Below are 17,786 nucleotides of genomic sequence, written 5' to 3' on the forward strand. Positions count from 1 at the left end.
CTTTCGCTGGGATGACGATGTTAGGCTAGTGGGCCGCTCCCCAGCTGGGGCCGTGTCCGATTTCCACGCCTAGAGGGACGCTGAGCTTCACGATCGGTTCGGCTGCCGATTCCATCACCTGACGGATGACGGTGCTGGCCTGTTCCACATCAGCTTCGGGCAGTTCGAAGACCAGTTCGTCATGGACCTGGAGCAGCATCTTCACATTGTGCAGACCCTCAGCCGCGAGCGCTGGGCCCATGCGGACCATTGCGCGCTTGATGATGTCGGCGCTGGTGCCCTGGATCGGCGCGTTGATCGCGGCGCGTTCGGCGCCCTGGCGTTCGTGCTGGATCGGCGCCTTGATACGCGGGAACCAGGTTTTGCGCCCGAAGAGCGTTTCAGTGTAGCCGCGCGCGCGCGCCTTCTCGAGCGTGTCGGTGATGTAGAGGCTGATGCCCGGGAAGCGCTCATAATAGCGGCTGATCATGTCTTGCGCTTCGTCGGCGGTGATTTCCAGCCGCCCGGCAAGGCCCCAGCGGGAGATGCCGTAGAGGATGGCGAAATTGATCGTCTTGGCCCGGCTGCGGGTGTCGCGGTTCACTTCTCCGAACAATTGCTCGGCGGTCGCGGCGTGAATGTCCTCGCCCGCTTGGAAGGCTTCGCGGAGGGCAGGAACGTCCGCGATGTGGGCGGCGAGGCGCAGTTCGATCTGGCTATAGTCAGCCGCGAGGATCACATTTCCGGGTTCGGCAACGAAGGCGTGGCGGATCTGCCGGCCGACTTCGGTACGGATCGGGATGTTCTGGAGATTGGGGTCGGTCGAGGAGAGGCGGCCGGTCTGCGCGCCGGACAGCGAGTAGCTGGTGTGGACGCGGCTTGAATCCTTGTTGATCTGCGCCTGGAGCGCGTCGGTGTACGTCGATTTGAGCTTCGACAGCTGACGCCAGTCGAGCACTTTTCCCGCGATCTCCGCGCCTTGCGCTTTCAGCTGCTCAAGGATGGTGACGTCGGTGGAATATGCGCCGGACTTGCCTTTCTTGCCCCCTTTGTAGCCCATCTTGTCGAACAGGATCGCGCCCAGCTGCTGCGTCGATCCGATGGCGAAGGGCTGGCCCGCGATGGCGTGTATCTCGCCCTCCAGCTTGGCGATTTCGGCGGTGAATTCGGCCGACAGGCGGGAGAGGGCTTCGCGATCGACCTTGATGCCTTCATGCTCCATCCTGGCGATGACGGCGACGAGCGGGCGGTCGACCAGTTCATAGACGCGGGTTGCGCCTTCGTTCGCGATGCGGCTCTTGTAGATTTTCCACAGGCGCAGCGTCACGTCGGCGTCCTCGGCGGCATATTCGGTCGCCTTGTCGAGCGGGACTTCGGCGAAGCTGATCTGGTTCTTGCCGGTGCCGCACACATCCTTGAAGCTGATGCATGTGTGATTGAGGTGCACCTTTGCCGCTTCGTCCATGCCGTGGCCCGCCAGGCTTTGCCCGGCGTCTAGGTCGAAGCTCATGACGATGGTGTCGTCATAGGGCGTGATTTCGATGCCGTGGCGGCGCATGACGGTCAGGTCATATTTGAGGTTCTGGCCGATCTTGAGGACGCTGTCGTCCTCCAGCAGCGGCTTGAGCTTTGCAAGCACAAGGTCCTTGGGCAGCTGCTCGGGCTTTTCCGCGAACATGTCCTTGCCCCCGTGGCCCACCGGAATGTAGCAGGCCGCGCTTGGGCCGACCGCAAGGCTGACGCCGACGAGCGCGCAGGACACGCAATCGAGCATGTCGGTTTCGGTGTCGATCGCGAGCAACCCTTCGGCATGGGCAGCGGCGATCCAGCGGTCGAGCGCCTCTTCCGTCACCACCGTTTCGTAGAGGCTCCGGTCGATCGGCGGTTCTTCCTCCAGCGCCGGAGCGGCGGGCGGCGTGCTTTCGGTAACAGCAAGCGCGGCGGTTGCGACGGCAACGGCGGCGGCGGGCGCGCCGAGGCGCGTCAGGAGCGACTTGAAGCCATGATGTTCCAGGAAGTTCTGGAGTGGTTCAGGCGGAATGCCCTTGAGCGTCAAGTCCTCCAGAGGTTCTGGCAGGTCCATGCCGTCGTGCAACGCTACCAGCCTGCGTGAGAGGCGGGCCATGTCGGCATGGGCGATGAGGTTTTCCTGCATCTTCGACTTTTTCATGCTCGGGGCGGCTTCGAGCGCGGCTTCCAGACTGCCATATTCGGTGATGAGCTTGGCGGCGGTCTTGGGGCCGATGCCGGGGATGCCGGGGACATTGTCGACGCTGTCGCCCATCAGCGCGAGGACGTCGCCCAACTGCTCCGGCTGCACGCCGAACTTGGTCATGACATAGTCCGCGCCGCGCCGCTCATTCTTCATGGTGTCGTACATGTCGACGCCGGGCTGGATGAGCTGCATCAGGTCCTTGTCGGAACTGACGATGGTGACGTGCCAGCCAGCCGCGACGGCGGCCTTCGTATAGCTGGCGATGATGTCGTCGGCCTCGAACCCCGCTTCCTCGATGCACGGCAGGGAGAAGGCGCGGGTCGCGTCGCGGATCATCGGAAATTGGGGGACGAGATCCTCGGGCGGCGGGGGCCGGTTCGCCTTGTAGGCGTCGTACATTTCGTTGCGGAAGGTCTGGCTGCCCTTGTCCAGCACCACCGCGAGATGGGTTGGTCCCTCGGCCTTGCCCAGTTCCTCCGCCAGCTTCCAAAGCATCGTCGTGTAGCCATAGACCGCGCCGACCGGCTGGCCGTGCCGATTGGTGAGCGGGGGGAGCTGGTGGTAGGCGCGGAAGATGTAGCCGCTGCCGTCGACGAGGTAGAGATGATTCTGGGCCATGGGCGCAGGGGATAGCGGGTTAGGGCAGCACGCTCCAGTGGCTTGGGTGCGATATGGCCGGTGCCGCTATCATGCAGGCCTCTGCCGGGATTTCGATTCGCCTTGGCCGAGCGGAAAATAGGCAGCCTGCGTATGGGGAAGGGTGAAGAAATGGCGGATTTCCGCCGAAGTTCACAGTGTATGCGCGCGCGAGGGCGGGCGCGCGTGTGCGCGAGGGCGTGATGTGCCGGACGTTTTCAAAGAGGCAGTGAGGATAGGCTGACGGGCGGCAAATAGGACAGGGGTGAAATTGCGCCATGTTGGAGAAATAGGATGCTTTTTCAGGGAGGTGTGGCTGTTTCGTGACGCTGTGTGCCCGTTCCATGTTGGAGGACGCTGCGAATGAGAGGCTAGGCCGGTCGATGTAGACTGAGATGCCAGCTTGCGCTGGCATGACGGATGGGGCCGGTAAAGCCGAGCGCGGATATTCCTCCTATTCCTCTGAATGGACGAGGGGGAAGGTCCGTGTTTCCCCTGACGGCCCCTAGATGTGCATCATTTCCGTGGCTTAAGGGTTAAGAGGCTTTGCATGCTCGATCTCACTTCCGCGCCAGCTATATTTCTCCAGCCGCATGCGGACGATGCGGCTCTATCCTGCGGGGGAACCGTGGCCGCCATTGCGGCTGCTGGACGGTCCAGCCACATTATCACCTTGTTCGCCGGGGAGATCGTACCGCAACTTGTCAGCAGCTTTGCCGAGTGGAAGCATTCGCGCTGGAACCTTACCGATCCGGAGGAGGTGATCGATATCCGGCGGTCCGAAGACGCGGAGGCTGCGAGGACGCTGGGCTGCTCCGTGCGCTGGCTCGGCTTGCCCGATGTGATCTATCGCGGAGATACAGTCACGTCGGACGATGAATTGTTCGGGCCAATTGACGCGAATGGCTTGGCGCTGGCCGACCATCTTGTCGACGAGCTGACAAGCCTGCCTGAGTGGCAGCCTTCGGCGACCGTGTTCGTGCCGCTGGCCATCGGGTCGCACATCGACCATCAGATCGTCTTTGAGACGGGCGTGGGGCTGGCGCGACGGGGGCACCGGGTTTTTGCTTGGGAGGATGCGCCCTATGTCATCCATACGCCCGAGGGGCTTGGCCAAAGGCTGGAACAGGTAAGGGCCCGGCTGGGGCCGCCTGAGCTGGTCGGGATCGAAGAGCAGTTGGAGCGGAAGCTAGATGCGATCCGAGCTTATCGGACGCAGGTTCCGGTGATTTTCCGCTTCACCGATGATTTCAGGGCAGCGACGAGGGAGTTTGCGCGGCAGACTGGCGGAGGTGTGGCGGCGGAGCGGTTCTGGCCGGTTTTGTGAGAGTGGGATGAGGCTTGCGCGCTTCCAAGCTAGAGGTGTTTGAGCGATTGGACGTTGCGCTGGCCCCCCGCTTGCGGGAGGGGGTGGACGGATGCTTTACAGGACCTCGCTCACCCGTTCCGGCGGGCGGGCGATGACTGCGCCCTTGTCGGTGATCACGATCGCGCGTTCGATCAGGATCGGGTGGACGGCCATGGCGTCCAGGACGGCATCGTCATTCGTTACATCTAGGCCGATGTCCTTTACCACAGCTTCGCCGTTGCGGAGGGCTTCGGAAGGGCGCACGCCTGCTTTCGCCAGCACCGCTTCGATCTCTGCACGGGCGGGCGAGGTTTTCAGATACTCCACCACATCGACCTCTACCCCCGGCGTGTCCTCAAGGATCGCAAGCGCGGCGCGCGATTTGGAGCAGCGGGGATTGTGCCAGATGGTGGCCTTCACGCCTGCTCGTCCTTCGCCAACCACTCCTCCAGCCATTTGATGGTGTAGTCGCCGCTCAGGAATTCGGGGTCCTTGAGCAGCTTCTGGTGGAGCGGGATCGTGGTCTTCATGCCCTCGATCACATATTCTTCCAACGCGCGCTTGAGGCGCATGATGCAGCCTTCGCGCGTGCGGCCGTAGACGATCAGCTTGCCGATCATGCTGTCATAATAGGGCGGCACCCTATAACCCTGATACAGGCCGCTATCGACGCGGACGTGCATGCCGCCGGGGACGTGATAGCTGGTAACGGTGCCAGGCGAGGGGGCGAAGGTCTTGGGGTCCTCCGCATTGATGCGGCATTCGATGGCGTGGCCGTGAAACTCGATTTCTTCCTGCGCGACGGAGAGCGGCTTGCCCTCAGCAACGCGGATCTGTTCGCGGACGAGGTCGAGGCCGGTGATCATTTCCGTCACCGGATGCTCCACCTGAAGGCGGGTGTTCATCTCGATGAAGTAGAATTCACCATTTTCCCAGAGGAACTCGATCGTGCCCGCGCCGCGATAGCCCATGTCGGCCATCGCCTTGCGCACGACTTCGCCCATCCGGTCGCGCTCTGCGGCGGAGAGGACGGGGGAGGGAGCTTCCTCCAGCACCTTCTGGTGGCGGCGCTGGAGCGAGCAGTCGCGCTCGCCGAGGTGGATGGCCTGGCCGTTGCCGTCGCCGAAGACCTGGAATTCGATATGCCGGGGATTGCCCAGATATTTTTCCATATAGACGGTGTCATCGCCGAACGCCGCCTTCGCCTCCGATCCGGCTTGGCGCATCAGCGTTTCGAGCTGATCTTCGGAGGGCACGACCTTCATGCCGCGCCCTCCGCCGCCCGAGGCTGCCTTGATAAGGACGGGGTAGCCGATCCGGGCGGCGACTTCGCGGGCTTCCTCGACTGTCGACAGCGCGCCATCGGAGCCGGGAACGAGCGGCAGGCCGAGCGCGCCTGCCGTGCGCTTGGCTTCGACCTTGTCGCCCATGATGCGGATATGTTCGGGCTTGGGGCCGACGAAGGCGAGGCCATGCGCTTCCACGATTTCCGCGAACTGGGCGTTTTCGGAGAGGAAGCCATAGCCGGGGTGGATCGCATCCGCGCCGGAGATTTCGGCGGCGGAGATGATCGCGGCGATGTTGAGATAGCTGTCCTTGGCCGCGGGCGGGCCGATGCAGATCGCTTCGTCGGCGAGGCGCACATGCATGGCATCGGCGTCGGCGGTGGAGTGCACCGCCACCGTCTTGATGCCCATTTCATGGCAGGCGCGGTGGATGCGGAGCGCGATTTCGCCCCGGTTCGCGATCAGCAGCTTTTCGATGGCCATGTGTGAAGCGGCCCTTATTCGATGACGATCAGCGGCTGGTCATATTCGACCGGCTGGCCATTATCGACCAGCACGGCCTTGACCGTGCCCGCGTTGGGCGCGGTGATGGCGTTCATGACCTTCATCGCTTCGACGATGAGGACAGTGTCGCCAGCCTTCACGGTCGCACCCACGGCGGCGAAGGGAGCAGCGCCCGGTTCCGCCGAAAGATAGGCGGTGCCGACGATGGGCGATCGGACGGCGTTGGCAGCGACGGCAGGCGCAGCGGCTACGGCCGGAGCGGCGGCGGGCGCAGGAGTGGCGACCGGGGCTGCGGCGACCGGCGCGGGGGCATAGGCGATGGCGTTGCCGCCGCTGGCCGCCTTGCGCGCGACGCGGATCTTGCGATCGCCGTCCTCAACCTCGATTTCCGTCAGGTTGGTGTCGTCGAGCAGCGCGGCGAGATCCCGCACCAGCTGCACGTCCACCTGCATTGCGCCCTTTTCAGCCTTGTCGTTCATTTGAAGTCCCTGGACGGTGAAATGTCTTATGTGATGCCCGCGCCTATGCGCATTTAGGCCAAAGCGCAACTTTTGAGCGCCAAAACTGCTCGCGGCTTAAAGTTCCAGCGCGGCTTCCAACGCCAGCATGTAGGACATCGCGCCGAAGCCCGCGATCGTGCCCTTTGCCGCCATGCCGACATAGCTTTTGTGGCGGAACGGCTCGCGGGCATGCGGGTTCGACAGGTGAACCTCAATCACGGGTATGCTGATACCCTTGATCGCGTCATGCAGCGCGATGGAAGTGTGGGTGAGGCCGCCCGGGTTGAGGATGATGGCATGCGCGCTTTCCTCATGCGCTTCCTGGAGCCAGTCGATCAGGTGGCCTTCATGATTGGACTGGCGGAAGTCGATTTCGACATGAGCGCGCTGCGCCGCGTCTTCCATCCGCTCGGCAATGTCGTCGAGCGTGTCATAGCCGTAGATGTCCGGCTCCCGCGTGCCCAGCATGTTGAGGTTGGGGCCGTTCAACACATAGATTTTCCGCGCTTCGGCCATGGCAATCCCCCTTAGCATGTTGCGGCAGGGGCGGCGCCGCCCCTATATGCTGCGCTGATCCTTAGCCTTTCGTGTCGCGCCAAGTCGAGACACGTTTTTGATTTGAAGACAGGACACGAGCATTGCACGTCGACGGCACCTTATCGATCACCATCAATGGCGACCATCGCCGCGTGCGCGCAGGCATCACGCTGGCGGAATTGGCGAGCGAGCTTGGCTTCGCGCCGGAGAAGGTGGCGGTTGAGCGTAACCTGGAGGTCGTGCCCCGGTCGACGCTGGCGCAGGTGTGCGTCGAGGATGGCGATGATCTGGAGATCGTGCATTTTGTTGGTGGCGGCGATGTGTCGGCTGTCGATGAGGATAGCTGGAGCGTTGTGGGCAAGACTTTCCGGTCGCGGCTGATCGTCGGCACCGGAAAATACAAAAATTTCGAGCAGAATGCGGCGGCTGTCGCGGCTTCGGGGGCGGAGATCGTCACGGTGGCGGTGCGGCGCGTGAATGTGTCAGACCCGAACGCGCCGATGCTGACGGACTTTATCGATCCCCGGAAGATCACCTATCTGCCCAATACGGCGGGTTGCTATACCGGTGAAGAGGCGATCCGGACGCTGCGGCTGGCGCGGGAGGCGGGTGGCTGGGACCTCGTCAAGCTGGAGGTGCTGGGCGAAGCGCGGACGCTCTATCCCGACATGGTGGAGACGCTGAGGGCGACGGAAATCCTGGCCAAGGAAGGCTTCAAGCCGATGGTTTATTGCGTCGATGATCCGATCGCGGCCAAGCGGCTGGAAGATGCGGGCGCGGTGGCGATCATGCCGTTGGGTGCGCCGATCGGCTCGGGCCTTGGCATTCAGAACCGAGTGACGATCCGCCTGATCGTCGAGGGCACGAAGCTGCCGGTGCTGGTCGATGCTGGCGTGGGCACCGCGTCCGAAGCGGCCGAGGCGATGGAATTGGGCTGCACGGGCGTGCTGATGAACACGGCCATCGCTGAGGCCAAGGACCCGGTGCTGATGGCGGCGGCGATGAAGGCCGGCGTCGAGGCCGGGCGCATGGCTTATCGCGCAGGTCGGATGGGGAAGCGCATGTATGCCGATCCGTCGAGCCCGCTTGCTGGCCTTATCTAATCCGCCTTCGCCCGAACCGAGCGGGAGCCGCATCACTTTCGCCATTGCAGCAAATTGACCGTCCGGCCGCTTCCGCTTATGGGCTAAACGCATTCAGGAGGAGGAAAAGCGATGGTCAATAAGCTGTACCCCGATGCTGCGTCTGCGTTGGAGGGCCTTCTCTTTGATGGCATGCATCTTTGTGCGGGCGGCTTTGGGCTTTGCGGAATTCCCGAGCGCCTGATCGACGCGATCCGTGATTCGGGGGTGAAGGACCTCACCATCGCGTCCAACAACGCCGGGATCGACGGCGAAGGGCTCGGCAAGCTGCTGCGCACCCGCCAGGTCAAGAAAATGATCAGCTCCTATGTCGGCGAGAACAAGGAGTTCGAGCGGCAGTATCTGAGCGGCGAATTGGAGGTGGAGTTCTCACCCCAAGGCACGCTGGCGGAGCGCTGTCGCGCTGGCGGCGCTGGCATTCCGGGCTTCTACACCAAGACGGGCGTCGGCACGGCGGTCGCTGAAGGCAAGGAAGTGAAGAATTTCGACGGGCAGGATTATATCCTGGAGCGCGGCATCTTTGCCGATGTGTCGATCATCAAGGGCTGGAAGGCGGATGAGAGCGGCAACCTCATCTTCCGCAAGACTGCGCGCAACTTCAACGCCCCCATGGCGACCGCCGCCAAGATCTGCGTCGCCGAAGTCGAGGAAGTGGTGCCGGTCGGCAGCCTGAACCCCGACAGCATCCATCTGCCCGGCATTTATGTGAAGCGCATGATCATCGGCGCGCCCTACGACAAAAAGATCGAATTCCGCACTGTTCGCCAGAGGGAGACCGCCTGATGCCTTGGACTCGTGACGAGATGGCCGCGCGGGCGGCGAAGGAGCTCAAGGACGGTTTCTACGTGAACCTTGGCATCGGTATCCCGACGCTGGTGGCGAACCATATTCCGGCGGGTGTCGAAGTGACGCTTCAGTCAGAAAACGGCATGCTGGGCATCGGCCCCTTCCCCTATGAGGGCGAGGAGGATGCGGACCTGATCAACGCAGGCAAGCAGACGATCAGCGAACTACCGAACACGGTCTATTTCTCCAGCGCCGACAGCTTCGCCATGATCCGGGGCGGGCATATCGACCTGACCGTGCTTGGCGCGATGGAGGTCGCGGAAAATGGCGACATCGCCAACTGGATGATCCCCGGCAAGATGATCAAGGGCATGGGCGGTGCCATGGATCTGGTCGCTGGCGTCAAGAAGATCATCGTCGTCATGGAACATACGTCCAAGGACGGCAGCTCGAAATTCATTCCGGCCTGCACATTGCCGCTGACGGGCAAGAATGTCGTGGACATGATCGTCACCGACCTTTGCGTCTTCCAGCGGCCTGACCACGGCAGCCCGTTCAAGCTCATCGAACTCGCACCGGGCGTGACGGCGGAGGAAGTCGCCGCTAAGACCACGGCTCATTATCTGAGCTGAGGAACCGGACATGAGCCTTGAAGGCACTTATGACGAAGGCAATGTCTTTGCACTGATCCTCCAGGGCAAGATCCCTTCGACCAAGCTGTATGAGGATGCGCATACCTATGCGTTCCTGGACATTCAGCCACAGTCGAAGGGGCACAGCCTGGTCATTTCCAAATGGTCCAAGGCGCGCAACATCCTGGAGATCGAGGATGAGGCGCTGGCGCAGGTGATGGCGACGGTGAAGAAGGTCGCAAATGCGACTGCCAAGGCGCTGAAGCCTGACGGTATCCATGTCGCGCAGTTCAACGGTGCGCCTGCCGGGCAGACCGTCTTTCATCTGCATTTCCACATCGTGCCACGCTGGCAGGGCGGGCCGATGGGCTTTTCCGCTCATGCACAGGGCAATTTCGCTGATCCCGCTGCCCTCGAAGCGCTGGCGGAAGAGATTCGTGCCCAGTTCTGAGTCCGGCGCATCCTTCCATGGCCGGATATATGAAGAAGTGCTGACATGGCGCTGAAACCCTTCAAGGCGCCGGGTGCCCGGCTCGCGCTGCGATCGAAGCCGGCGAGGAGCTATGTCGCGGCGGCCGATGGCAAGGCGGAGATCATCCTCGACATCTCGCGCCTGTTGTCGCGCAGCTTCCATGCAGCGCCAACGGGGATCGACCGGGTCGAATATGTCTATGCGCGCGAACTGCTGGAGCGGATTCCGGAGCGGCTGGCCTTTGCCGCCGTGCATCCGGCGGGCGGCTATTATGGCCGCCTGAACGGCGCGGCGGTGCGGCAGTTTCTGGCGTTCACCGCGGCGCGCTGGCGCAACAGTAGCGTCAAGGATGAGGCTGCGGGACGGGCGGCGGTGATCCGGCACCTGATCGCGCTGCGGCCACGCCCGGTGCCGCGCGCCCGCAGCCCTCGCGTCTATCTGCAAGTTTCGCCCCATCATCTGGACGATCCGGATCAGGTGGGCGCGATCCTGCGTGCGGAAGGCGCGCGCTTCGTAACGCTGGTGCATGATGTCATCCCGCTAACCCATCCAGAGTTCGCACGGCCGCAGGGGGCGGCAGAGCATCGGCGGCGGATACGCACGATCGACCGCTATGCCGATGGGATCATCGGCAACAGCCAGGCGACGATCGATGCGCTTGGCCCCTTCATGACGCGGAGCATGGAAGGGCGCAGCCTGTGCGTTGCGCATTTCGGCGCTGACCCGCCGGACATATTCGGGGGCGAAAGCCACAATGTGCCGTCGCGGTCCTATTTCGTGTATATCTCCACGATCGAGCCGCGAAAGAACCACCTGCTGCTGCTCAATCTATGGCGACGGTTGGTGGAGCGGCTGGGCGATCGGGCTCCGGTTCTGGTGCTGATCGGCCGCCGTGGCTGGGAAAATGAGAATGTCGTCGACATGCTGGAGCGTGCCGAGATCTTGCGCGGCCATGTCATTGAAGCGGGCAGCGTGCCGGACACGGAAATGCACGCGCTGGTCGCAGGCGCAAGGGCGATGCTGATGCCTTCGTTCGAGGAGGGGTTCGGCATTCCCGTAATAGAGGCGCTGTCGGTGGGCGTGCCGGTGATTTGCAGCGACATCGTCGCGCATCGGGAAGTGGGTGGCGAGGCGCCAGATTATCTCGATCCGCTGGACGGGCTCGGCTGGATGCGCCTGATCGAGGCCTATGCCATGCCGGATTCACCCGAACGCGAGGCGCAGATGGCGCGCATCAAGGCATGGCGCGCGCCGCAATGGCGGGACTATTTCGACATCATCATGCAATTGCTGGACGATGTGACGGCTACCGCGCCCGCTTGACGTGCCCGCCGGGGCTGCGCATGAAACTCTTGTGAACAATCGCTTTTCTGCCGGGTGCGGACTGGATTTGATGAAGTGACGCCGCTGCCCTTCCTGCGATCGCCGCCCTTTCCCGGAATCGCCCCGCGCGTGGCGGCGGTGAGCATCCTGCGCGAGCGGGCGGGCGAGCCCGATGAAGTGCCGGATAGCGTCATCGAACAGATCGCGGCCGCGCGGGTGGGCGGGGCCTATTGGGGCAGGCAGCGCGACGGGGTGAAGCTGGTGGCGCGGGCGGGGTGCTGCTTCTCCCGCGACGGACTTGATCGATCTGAGGCCGTTATTCTGCCGCTGCGGCAGCCCGCCAAGGCATATGATCCTTGGGCGCTGGTGGCGCAGGCCCGCTCTGTCCATGCAAAAGCTGACGATGAGCTGGCGATCATTGCGGGGATGCTGGGGGTCGCCGTGCATGGGTCCGATGGTGAAATCATCGCGCCGGAGCGGCTTCGGCTGGAGGCGAAGCGGGCCGTGGCAGCAGCGAGCTATCGGGATTGTTTCAGCGGGAAGGCGGTTGGCGTCGATCAAGCCATCGCGCAGCTGGCCGAGTGGGGACGCCACTTGCAGGGCAATCGGCATATCGCCGCTGCCAGCGGCATGGCCTTCTGGAAGCGGGAAGCGATGCGGCGGTTCCTGTGGGATGGGGTGCGGTCTCCGCCATTCCTGTCTCCGCGTGCCGGAGTGGTGCGCGCACGGCGGGAAGGGGGAGCGCTGGCGATATGGCCATCGCGAGTGCCGTCTTCCTTGCAGGCGGACGCGCCGGATATTGCCGTCGCGCGGGTGGAGGATGGCTTCTTGCGGTCGAAGGGGCTGGGGGCCGCGCTGACGCCGCCGGGCTCTGTCGTCATCGATCGGTCCGGCATCTATTATGATGCGGGCAGGCCGAGCGATCTGGAAACGCTGCTGGCGACTCATGCTTTTTCGCCAATGCTTGTCGAGCGGGCGCGGCGGCTGCGCGAAACGATCCGGGCGACGGGCGTCACCAAATATGGGCAGGATGCGGGGCGGATGCCGAGCCTTCCTGGCGCCAAGCGCACGGTACTGGTCGTCGGGCAGGTGGAGGATGACCTTTCGGTGCAGCTTGGCGGCGCTGGGGTCGAAGGCAATCTGGGACTGTTGAAGCGGGCTCGCCGGGCCGAACCCGATGCCCATATCATCTACCGACCCCACCCCGATGTGCAGGCCGGATTGCGGCGCGGGCATTTGAGCGATGCCGTGGTGCATGACCATGCCGACGCGCTGGACAGCGGCGCGCCGCTGATGGCGTTGGTGCAGGCGGTGGACGACGTGCATGTCCTGTCGTCGCTGACTGGGTTCGAGGCGTTGCTGCGCGACCGGCCCGTCACGGTGCACGGCATGCCATTCTATGCCGGGTGGGGCCTGACGCGCGACTTGGCGGAACCCAATCCACGGCGGGGGCGCAAGCTGACCATCGACCAGCTTGTCGCGGCCGCCCTCATTCTCTATCCTCGTTACCTGGACCCGGTAACATGTCTGCCCTGCGGCCCCGAAATCATGGTGGAGCGTTTGGGCAGTGGATCGACGTCATCAATCTCATGGCTGATCCGAATGCGGACGCTACAGGGGAAAATTAGAAGATTTATGACTGTGTCTGCCGAGCGTCTCCATGGCTGACGGCCAAGCCAAGACCTTCCTTTTCCTCCAGGGACCGCACGGACCCTTTTTCGCGATGCTGGCCGATGCCTTGCGCGCGCGTGGGCATGGGGCGCTGCGGATCAACATCAATGGCGGGGACAAGGTCGACTGGCCGGGGGAGGCGACCGATTATCGCGGCACTTTTCGCAACTGGCCGCTTTTCTTCGACGATTTCATCGTCCAGCATGGCGTCACCGACCTGATCCTTTACGGTGACTGCCGCCCCTATCATGCGTCGGCGCACAAGATGGCGCGGCTGCGCGGCTTGCGTGTCCATGTGCTGGAGGAAGGCTATATCCGGCCCGACTTCATGACGTTGCAGGAAGATGGGGTGAACGGCAATTCGACCCTGCCGCTCGACCCGCAATGGTTCCTGGATCAGGCATTGGGCCTGCCGCCGGAGGGTGGGCGGGAGCCGCAAATCCCCTCGACCTTCCGCAGGCGCGCCGTCAACACGACACGCAACGGGCTGGCGTCTGCGATGATGTGGCCGGTCTTTCCCTTCTACCGCACGCATCGGCCGCAAAGCTTCCTGCTGGAGGCGGCGGGGTGGTTCAAGAAGCTGATGCTGCGCAAGCGGGACGTGCGCCTGTCGCATGCGCAGTGGGATAAGATTCGGGACAAGCCCTATTTCGCCCTGCCGTTGCAGCTCGATTCCGATTACCAGATCCGGGTGCATTCGCCGTTCGGCAATATGCGCGCGGCCTTGCGGTTCGTGATCAAGAGCTTCGCCCGCTACGCGCCCGATGGCACTTACCTGCTGGTGAAGCGCCATCCGCTTGATTCGGGGCTGGTCGCCTGGGAGCGGCTGACGCGAAGGCTGGCGGCCCGATATGGGGTGGAAGACCGGGTCTATTATCTGGCCGACCTCGACATCGCGCAGGTGGTGGGGCGGTCATTGGGCGTCGTGACGGTCAACAGCACGGTCGGCACGCTGGCGCTGAACAAGGGCAAGCCGGTGCTGGTGCTGGGACATGCGGTCTACAAGGTGCCGGGTGTCGTCTACAAGGGACCGCTGGACGAATTCTGGCTCGATCCAGGAGCGCCGGACCAGACGCTGTATGCGGCATTCCGGCGCGTGCTGATCGACCGATGCCTGATTCGGGGCGGCCTGCTGAGCGATCAGGGGCTCGACATGCTGGTGAACAATGCGGTGGAGCGTCTGTGCGGCCGGTCGGTGACGGCGGAGCGCAAGGCGGATGCGCCAGTGCGGCAGATCAACCTGGCGCGGGTCAGCTGAGGATCGGGAGCCCCGCATCGCGTAGGGCCTTGTTCAGGTAGCGCGTGAAGGCTTTATCCCGGACAGGCGGGCGCGCGCGGAGCCATGCCAGCGCGACGACAGGGCGCCACTGGTTCAACTGATCAGGCGTGAGGCAGCTTTGCTTGCGATAGGCGTGACCAAGCTGACCGGCCGCCCAATCGCGCCAGATGTTGGTGATGGGATCGGCGGGACCTTCGCCAAAGCGCATCAGCATCTCGCTTCGGACGGCGTCGGCGGCGGGCGCGCCGATCGCGGCTTTCGCCCAGTCGAGGATCACCAGTCCGCTATCGCTGACCAGGATGTTGTCGATGTGGAAGTCGCCGTGGAGGATTTGGCTGCCCTCCGGCAGGCGCGCGAGATAATCCCTCGCGGCGCTCTTGAGCCTTTCGGGGGCCGGGCCATAGTCGATGTCGGTTTGCAGCACGGACTTCACGGTGCGCAGCCCGGAGGCGGAGGGGGTATGAACGCTGTGCAGAAGCCCCGCCATTTCGCGCAGCAGCGACGCGGCTGACAGCGGCTGCTTGCGGATGGCGAGGGCGATCGAGATGCCGCTGATTTCAGGATAGATGAGGGCGCGCTCACCCTCCACATCGACGCGCGCGCGCGGCGCGGCCGTGGGGAGGCCGAGGGAGGAGGCGAGTGTTGCCGCCGTTATTTCGCGGTCGATCATTTCGTCCGACACGGCTGGATGGAAGATCTTGACCACCTCTCCGTTTCCGATGCGGAAAACCTCCGAGCTTTTGCCCCGGCCAAGCAGCAGCCAGTCGCCTTCCCTTTTCAACCTCATGCGCGGCGTCATTTCCTTGGCTCTATGCATTTGCCGATCGCTCAATTGATGGTAGCTGCGCCGGCATGAATTCCAGGAGCCTGTCCCTATGAAAGAATTGATCGCTTTCGATCTCGACGGAACGCTGGCGGAAAGCAAGCAGCCTTTGGGCGAGGAGATGGGGGAGGCGCTGGCCGACCTGTTGACGGTGGCGCATGTCGCCGTGATTTCCGGAGGCGACTGGCCGCAGTTCGACAAGCAGGTGGCGAGCCGCTTGCCCACCCGCGCCGACCTGTCGCGCCTGTGGCTGATGCCGACCACCGGGACGAAGCTCTACACGCACCAAGAGGGAGCCTGGACGCCGGTTTATGCCGAGCTGTTCGACGACGCGCAGAAGCAGAAGATCTTCGCGGCTTTCGATCAGGCGCTGGAGGCGACGGGTTTCGTGCCGGAAGAAACCTGGGGCGAGCGGATCGAGGATCGAGGTAGCCAGATCACCTTTTCCGCGCTGGGCCAGCAGGCACCGATCCATGCCAAGGAAGGGTGGGACCCGGACTTCGCCAAGCGCCGCATCATCCAGGCCGACCTGCGGGAGCGGTTGCCGGGCCTGTCTATCAACATGGGCGGCGCGACATCGATCGACATCACGCGCGAAGGCGTGGACAAGGCCTATGGCCTCAAGAAGCTACGCGACGCGAGCGGCATCGCGCTGGATGCGATGATGTTCATCGGCGACGCGATCTTCCCCGGCGGCAACGACTATCCGGCCAAGGAACTGGGGCTGGACACGGTGCGCGTGCGCGATCCGGAAGAAACGCTGTCCGTCATCGCCGCGATCGTTGCCTGCCAGAAATGACGCAAGCTGGCTGAATTCGCGCGATGACGGTGGTTCGAACGCTTTGCGGCCAATGTTCGGTCGGCTGCGGCGTGCGCGCCATGACGGGGGAAGGGCGCGACCTGTCCTTCGGAGGCGATCCCGTACACCCGGCCAACAGCGGCCTGCTGTGCGCGGGGAGCGGTGCGATCGATGCCATGGTGCCCCTGGACGGGCGGCTGCTTCACCCCCTGCTGAACGGGCAGCGGCTAAGCTGGGACCGGATGATCGGCCAAGCCGCGCGGCGATTGAAGGATGTCCTGCATCGTCATGGGCCGGGCTGCGTCGCCATGCACGTCGCGGGCGGGCTGCTCACCGAGGATTATTATGTCGCCAACAAGCTGATGAAGGGTTTCCTCGGCTCCGCGCATATCGATTGCCCTTCCGGGGGCGGGGCTGCCGCGGAAATCTATCGCCGGGCGCTGGGCGAGGATGCGGTGCCGGGAACATATGAGGATATCGACCGGGCGGAATTGATCCTGGTTTCGGGCGAAGCGGCGTTGCGCAACCATCCCATATTGGCCGATCGGGTCCAGGCTGCGCGGGAAGAAGATGGCGCGCGATTGATTCTGCTAAGTGATGGAGCGGATGAGCAGGTGATTCCGGCTGACATTAGGCTGGACATCACGCCGGCAAGCGCAGCCGTCCTGCTCAATGGACTGCTGCTGCATTGTCATGAGCGCAAGCTGGTCAACAAGGCCTATCTCGACCGGCATGTGGTGGTGCCCACCGATTTCTGGGCCCGCCTGCGGCACGGGCATGATTTCTGGTCGGTCGCCCGGCGCTGCGGGATGCAAGCGGGTGAGGTTCGCGCCTTCTATGATCTGGTCGCGGCCGGACGGCGTGTGGTGACGTTGCTTGATGATGGTGACGCAGGCCTGATGCAGGCCGTGCTCAACCTTCACCTGTCGATGGAGTGGATAGGGCGCCCCGGCGCGACCGCGTTCGTACTGGCGCGGGACAGCAACGCGATGGGCGCGCGAGAGGTCGGATGCGGCAACAGGCAACTGGCGGCGCATCGCGACTTCTCCGACGACGCGCTGAGTTCGACGGCGCGCTTCTGGAGCGCGCCGCACATGGCGGAGGAGCCGGGATTGTCCGGCGATGACGTGCCGGACGCGATAGAGCGAGGGACGATCAAGGCGCTGTTGGTCGTCGGGGGCCTTGCTCCGGAACATCGACTGTCGCCTCTGCTCGCCAAAGTGCCGCTGGTCATCATGACGACGCCATGGGCACCGGAAGCTGGCGCGAGAAACCTTTTGGCGCTGCCGTCCCCCGTCTGGATCGAAAAGGATGGCACGGCGACCGGGGCCGATCGGCTGATCAGTCGCCAGCGCCGCCTCTTTCCGCTGCCGGGCGAAGCGAAGCCGGACTGGTGGAGCCTTACCCAAATCGCGCGTGCGATGGGGTGGGGGGATGCTTTCCATTATGAGCGGCCTGCTGAAATCTATCGCGAGCATGTGCGGCTGACCGGCTACCGCAATGGTGGCGACAGACTGCTCGATCTGCGACGGCACGCGCCGATATCCAACCCCGCTTATGATGAGCTGACACCATGGCGGTGGGGCGAGATCCCCTTTGACGAGGGGCGGTTTCCGACGCCCGATGGCAGGGCGAGGTTGTTGCTTTGAAGTTGAGTGCGATAACCTGAAACACTTGATCCGCTCGGGGCTGAGCTTGTCGAAGCCTTCTTTTTTAAACGAAGTAGAGCCCTTCGACAGGCTCAGAGCAAACGGGGTGCAGGAGTGATGCCCGCCCATCTTCTGGCGGAGATGTGGCTTGCTCCTGCGCGAGTTCAAATGAGACAGGGGCCTGTCAAGCTCGACGAAATTTAGC

Annotated in this window: 16 protein-coding genes; 10 read left to right on the forward strand and 6 right to left on the reverse strand. The window is 63.5% G+C overall.

Annotated features, from left to right (window positions below):
- Window positions 1-25 precede the first annotated feature (25 nt).
- Window positions 26-2,812, reverse strand: a complete 2,787-nt coding sequence (polA, locus tag NCHOL11_RS02730) for a DNA polymerase I (protein WP_097090959.1) — start codon at window positions 2,810-2,812, stop codon at window positions 26-28.
- A 568-nt stretch (window positions 2,813-3,380) separates the two neighbouring features.
- Between polA and NCHOL11_RS02735 the strand changes: the two genes are divergently transcribed.
- On the forward strand, window positions 3,381-4,157 hold the full coding sequence (locus tag NCHOL11_RS02735) for a PIG-L deacetylase family protein (RefSeq protein ID WP_097090960.1): 777 nt from the start codon (window positions 3,381-3,383) through the stop codon (window positions 4,155-4,157).
- A 96-nt stretch (window positions 4,158-4,253) separates the two neighbouring features.
- Here the strand turns inward: NCHOL11_RS02735 and arsC are convergent, their stop codons facing one another.
- The 4 genes from arsC to aroQ form a co-directional block, all read right to left on the reverse strand.
- Window positions 4,254-4,598, reverse strand: coding sequence for an arsenate reductase (glutaredoxin) (gene arsC, locus NCHOL11_RS02740; RefSeq protein WP_097090961.1), 345 nt, complete (start codon window positions 4,596-4,598; stop codon window positions 4,254-4,256).
- Window positions 4,595-5,947 (reverse strand): acetyl-CoA carboxylase biotin carboxylase subunit, encoded by a 1,353-nt coding sequence (accC, locus tag NCHOL11_RS02745; RefSeq protein WP_097090962.1) that lies wholly within the window; start codon window positions 5,945-5,947, stop codon window positions 4,595-4,597. The genes arsC and accC overlap by 4 nt, the downstream gene beginning before the upstream one ends.
- 14 nt (window positions 5,948-5,961) lie before the next feature.
- A complete protein-coding gene (gene accB / locus NCHOL11_RS02750; RefSeq protein WP_097090963.1) occupies window positions 5,962-6,447 on the reverse strand; it encodes an acetyl-CoA carboxylase biotin carboxyl carrier protein in 486 nt (161 codons plus the stop codon).
- 96 nt (window positions 6,448-6,543) lie between these two features.
- Window positions 6,544-6,984: a type II 3-dehydroquinate dehydratase gene (gene aroQ / locus NCHOL11_RS02755; RefSeq protein ID WP_097090964.1), complete on the reverse strand. Its 441-nt coding sequence runs from the start codon at window positions 6,982-6,984 to the stop codon at window positions 6,544-6,546.
- Between the two features lie 122 nt (window positions 6,985-7,106).
- Here aroQ and thiS point away from each other — a divergent pair, with 122 nt between their 5' ends.
- The 7 genes from thiS to NCHOL11_RS02790 all read left to right on the forward strand — a co-directional run bounded on the left by thiS (window position 7,107) and on the right by NCHOL11_RS02790 (window position 14,289).
- Window positions 7,107-8,108 carry a sulfur carrier protein ThiS gene (gene thiS / locus NCHOL11_RS02760; RefSeq protein ID WP_097090965.1) on the forward strand — a complete coding sequence of 334 codons (1,002 nt, stop codon included), beginning with the start codon at window positions 7,107-7,109 and terminating at the stop codon, window positions 8,106-8,108.
- Window positions 8,109-8,219: 111 nt separating this feature from the next.
- On the forward strand, window positions 8,220-8,930 hold the full coding sequence (locus tag NCHOL11_RS02765; RefSeq protein WP_097090966.1) for a CoA transferase subunit A: 711 nt from the start codon (window positions 8,220-8,222) through the stop codon (window positions 8,928-8,930).
- Window positions 8,930-9,565 carry a CoA transferase subunit B gene (locus tag NCHOL11_RS02770; protein WP_097090967.1) on the forward strand — a complete coding sequence of 212 codons (636 nt, stop codon included), beginning with the start codon at window positions 8,930-8,932 and terminating at the stop codon, window positions 9,563-9,565. The genes NCHOL11_RS02765 and NCHOL11_RS02770 overlap by 1 nt, the downstream gene beginning before the upstream one ends.
- 10 nt (window positions 9,566-9,575) lie before the next feature.
- Window positions 9,576-10,016: an HIT family protein gene (locus NCHOL11_RS02775; protein WP_097090968.1), complete on the forward strand. Its 441-nt coding sequence runs from the start codon at window positions 9,576-9,578 to the stop codon at window positions 10,014-10,016.
- Between the two features lie 45 nt (window positions 10,017-10,061).
- Window positions 10,062-11,360 (forward strand): glycosyltransferase family 4 protein, encoded by a 1,299-nt coding sequence (locus tag NCHOL11_RS02780; protein WP_097090969.1) that lies wholly within the window; start codon window positions 10,062-10,064, stop codon window positions 11,358-11,360.
- Between the two features lie 75 nt (window positions 11,361-11,435).
- Window positions 11,436-13,028 (forward strand): capsular polysaccharide export protein, LipB/KpsS family, encoded by a 1,593-nt coding sequence (locus NCHOL11_RS02785; RefSeq protein WP_097092678.1) that lies wholly within the window; start codon window positions 11,436-11,438, stop codon window positions 13,026-13,028.
- On the forward strand, window positions 13,021-14,289 hold the full coding sequence (locus NCHOL11_RS02790; RefSeq protein ID WP_097090970.1) for a capsule biosynthesis protein: 1,269 nt from the start codon (window positions 13,021-13,023) through the stop codon (window positions 14,287-14,289). Before NCHOL11_RS02785 ends, NCHOL11_RS02790 begins: the two co-directional genes overlap by 8 nt.
- On the opposite strand, the gene NCHOL11_RS02795 is transcribed toward NCHOL11_RS02790, so the two are convergent.
- Window positions 14,282-15,097, reverse strand: a complete 816-nt coding sequence (locus NCHOL11_RS02795; protein WP_097092679.1) for a phosphotransferase family protein — start codon at window positions 15,095-15,097, stop codon at window positions 14,282-14,284. The genes NCHOL11_RS02790 and NCHOL11_RS02795 overlap by 8 nt on opposite strands.
- Before the next feature lie 88 nt (window positions 15,098-15,185).
- On the opposite strand from NCHOL11_RS02795, the gene NCHOL11_RS02800 reads away from it, so the two are divergent.
- Complete coding sequence (locus NCHOL11_RS02800; RefSeq protein WP_097090971.1) at window positions 15,186-15,932, forward strand: HAD-IIB family hydrolase; 747 nt, start codon at window positions 15,186-15,188, stop codon at window positions 15,930-15,932.
- Between the two features lie 23 nt (window positions 15,933-15,955).
- Window positions 15,956-17,581 carry a molybdopterin-dependent oxidoreductase gene (locus NCHOL11_RS02805; protein ID WP_097090972.1) on the forward strand — a complete coding sequence of 542 codons (1,626 nt, stop codon included), beginning with the start codon at window positions 15,956-15,958 and terminating at the stop codon, window positions 17,579-17,581.
- Window positions 17,582-17,786: the final 205 nt, after the last annotated feature.

Source organism: Novosphingobium sp. Chol11 (assembly GCF_900218065.1).
GTDB classification, from domain to species: Bacteria; Pseudomonadota; Alphaproteobacteria; order Sphingomonadales; family Sphingomonadaceae; genus Sphingobium; species Sphingobium agri.

Coding starts and splice junctions, on each gene's coding strand:
- polA (WP_097090959.1), bottom strand. CDS start 2,812: ATGGCCCAGAATCATCTCTACCTCGTCGACGGCAGCGGCTACATCTTC.
- NCHOL11_RS02735 (WP_097090960.1), top strand. CDS start 3,381: ATGCTCGATCTCACTTCCGCGCCAGCTATATTTCTCCAGCCGCATGCG.
- accC (WP_097090962.1), bottom strand. CDS start 5,947: ATGGCCATCGAAAAGCTGCTGATCGCGAACCGGGGCGAAATCGCGCTC.
- accB (WP_097090963.1), bottom strand. CDS start 6,447: ATGAACGACAAGGCTGAAAAGGGCGCAATGCAGGTGGACGTGCAGCTG.
- aroQ (WP_097090964.1), bottom strand. CDS start 6,984: ATGGCCGAAGCGCGGAAAATCTATGTGTTGAACGGCCCCAACCTCAAC.
- NCHOL11_RS02765 (WP_097090966.1), top strand. CDS start 8,220: ATGGTCAATAAGCTGTACCCCGATGCTGCGTCTGCGTTGGAGGGCCTT.
- NCHOL11_RS02770 (WP_097090967.1), top strand. CDS start 8,930: ATGCCTTGGACTCGTGACGAGATGGCCGCGCGGGCGGCGAAGGAGCTC.
- NCHOL11_RS02775 (WP_097090968.1), top strand. CDS start 9,576: ATGAGCCTTGAAGGCACTTATGACGAAGGCAATGTCTTTGCACTGATC.
- NCHOL11_RS02780 (WP_097090969.1), top strand. CDS start 10,062: ATGGCGCTGAAACCCTTCAAGGCGCCGGGTGCCCGGCTCGCGCTGCGA.
- NCHOL11_RS02790 (WP_097090970.1), top strand. CDS start 13,021: ATGGCTGACGGCCAAGCCAAGACCTTCCTTTTCCTCCAGGGACCGCAC.
- NCHOL11_RS02795 (WP_097092679.1), bottom strand. CDS start 15,097: ATGAGGTTGAAAAGGGAAGGCGACTGGCTGCTGCTTGGCCGGGGCAAA.
- NCHOL11_RS02800 (WP_097090971.1), top strand. CDS start 15,186: ATGAAAGAATTGATCGCTTTCGATCTCGACGGAACGCTGGCGGAAAGC.
- NCHOL11_RS02805 (WP_097090972.1), top strand. CDS start 15,956: ATGACGGTGGTTCGAACGCTTTGCGGCCAATGTTCGGTCGGCTGCGGC.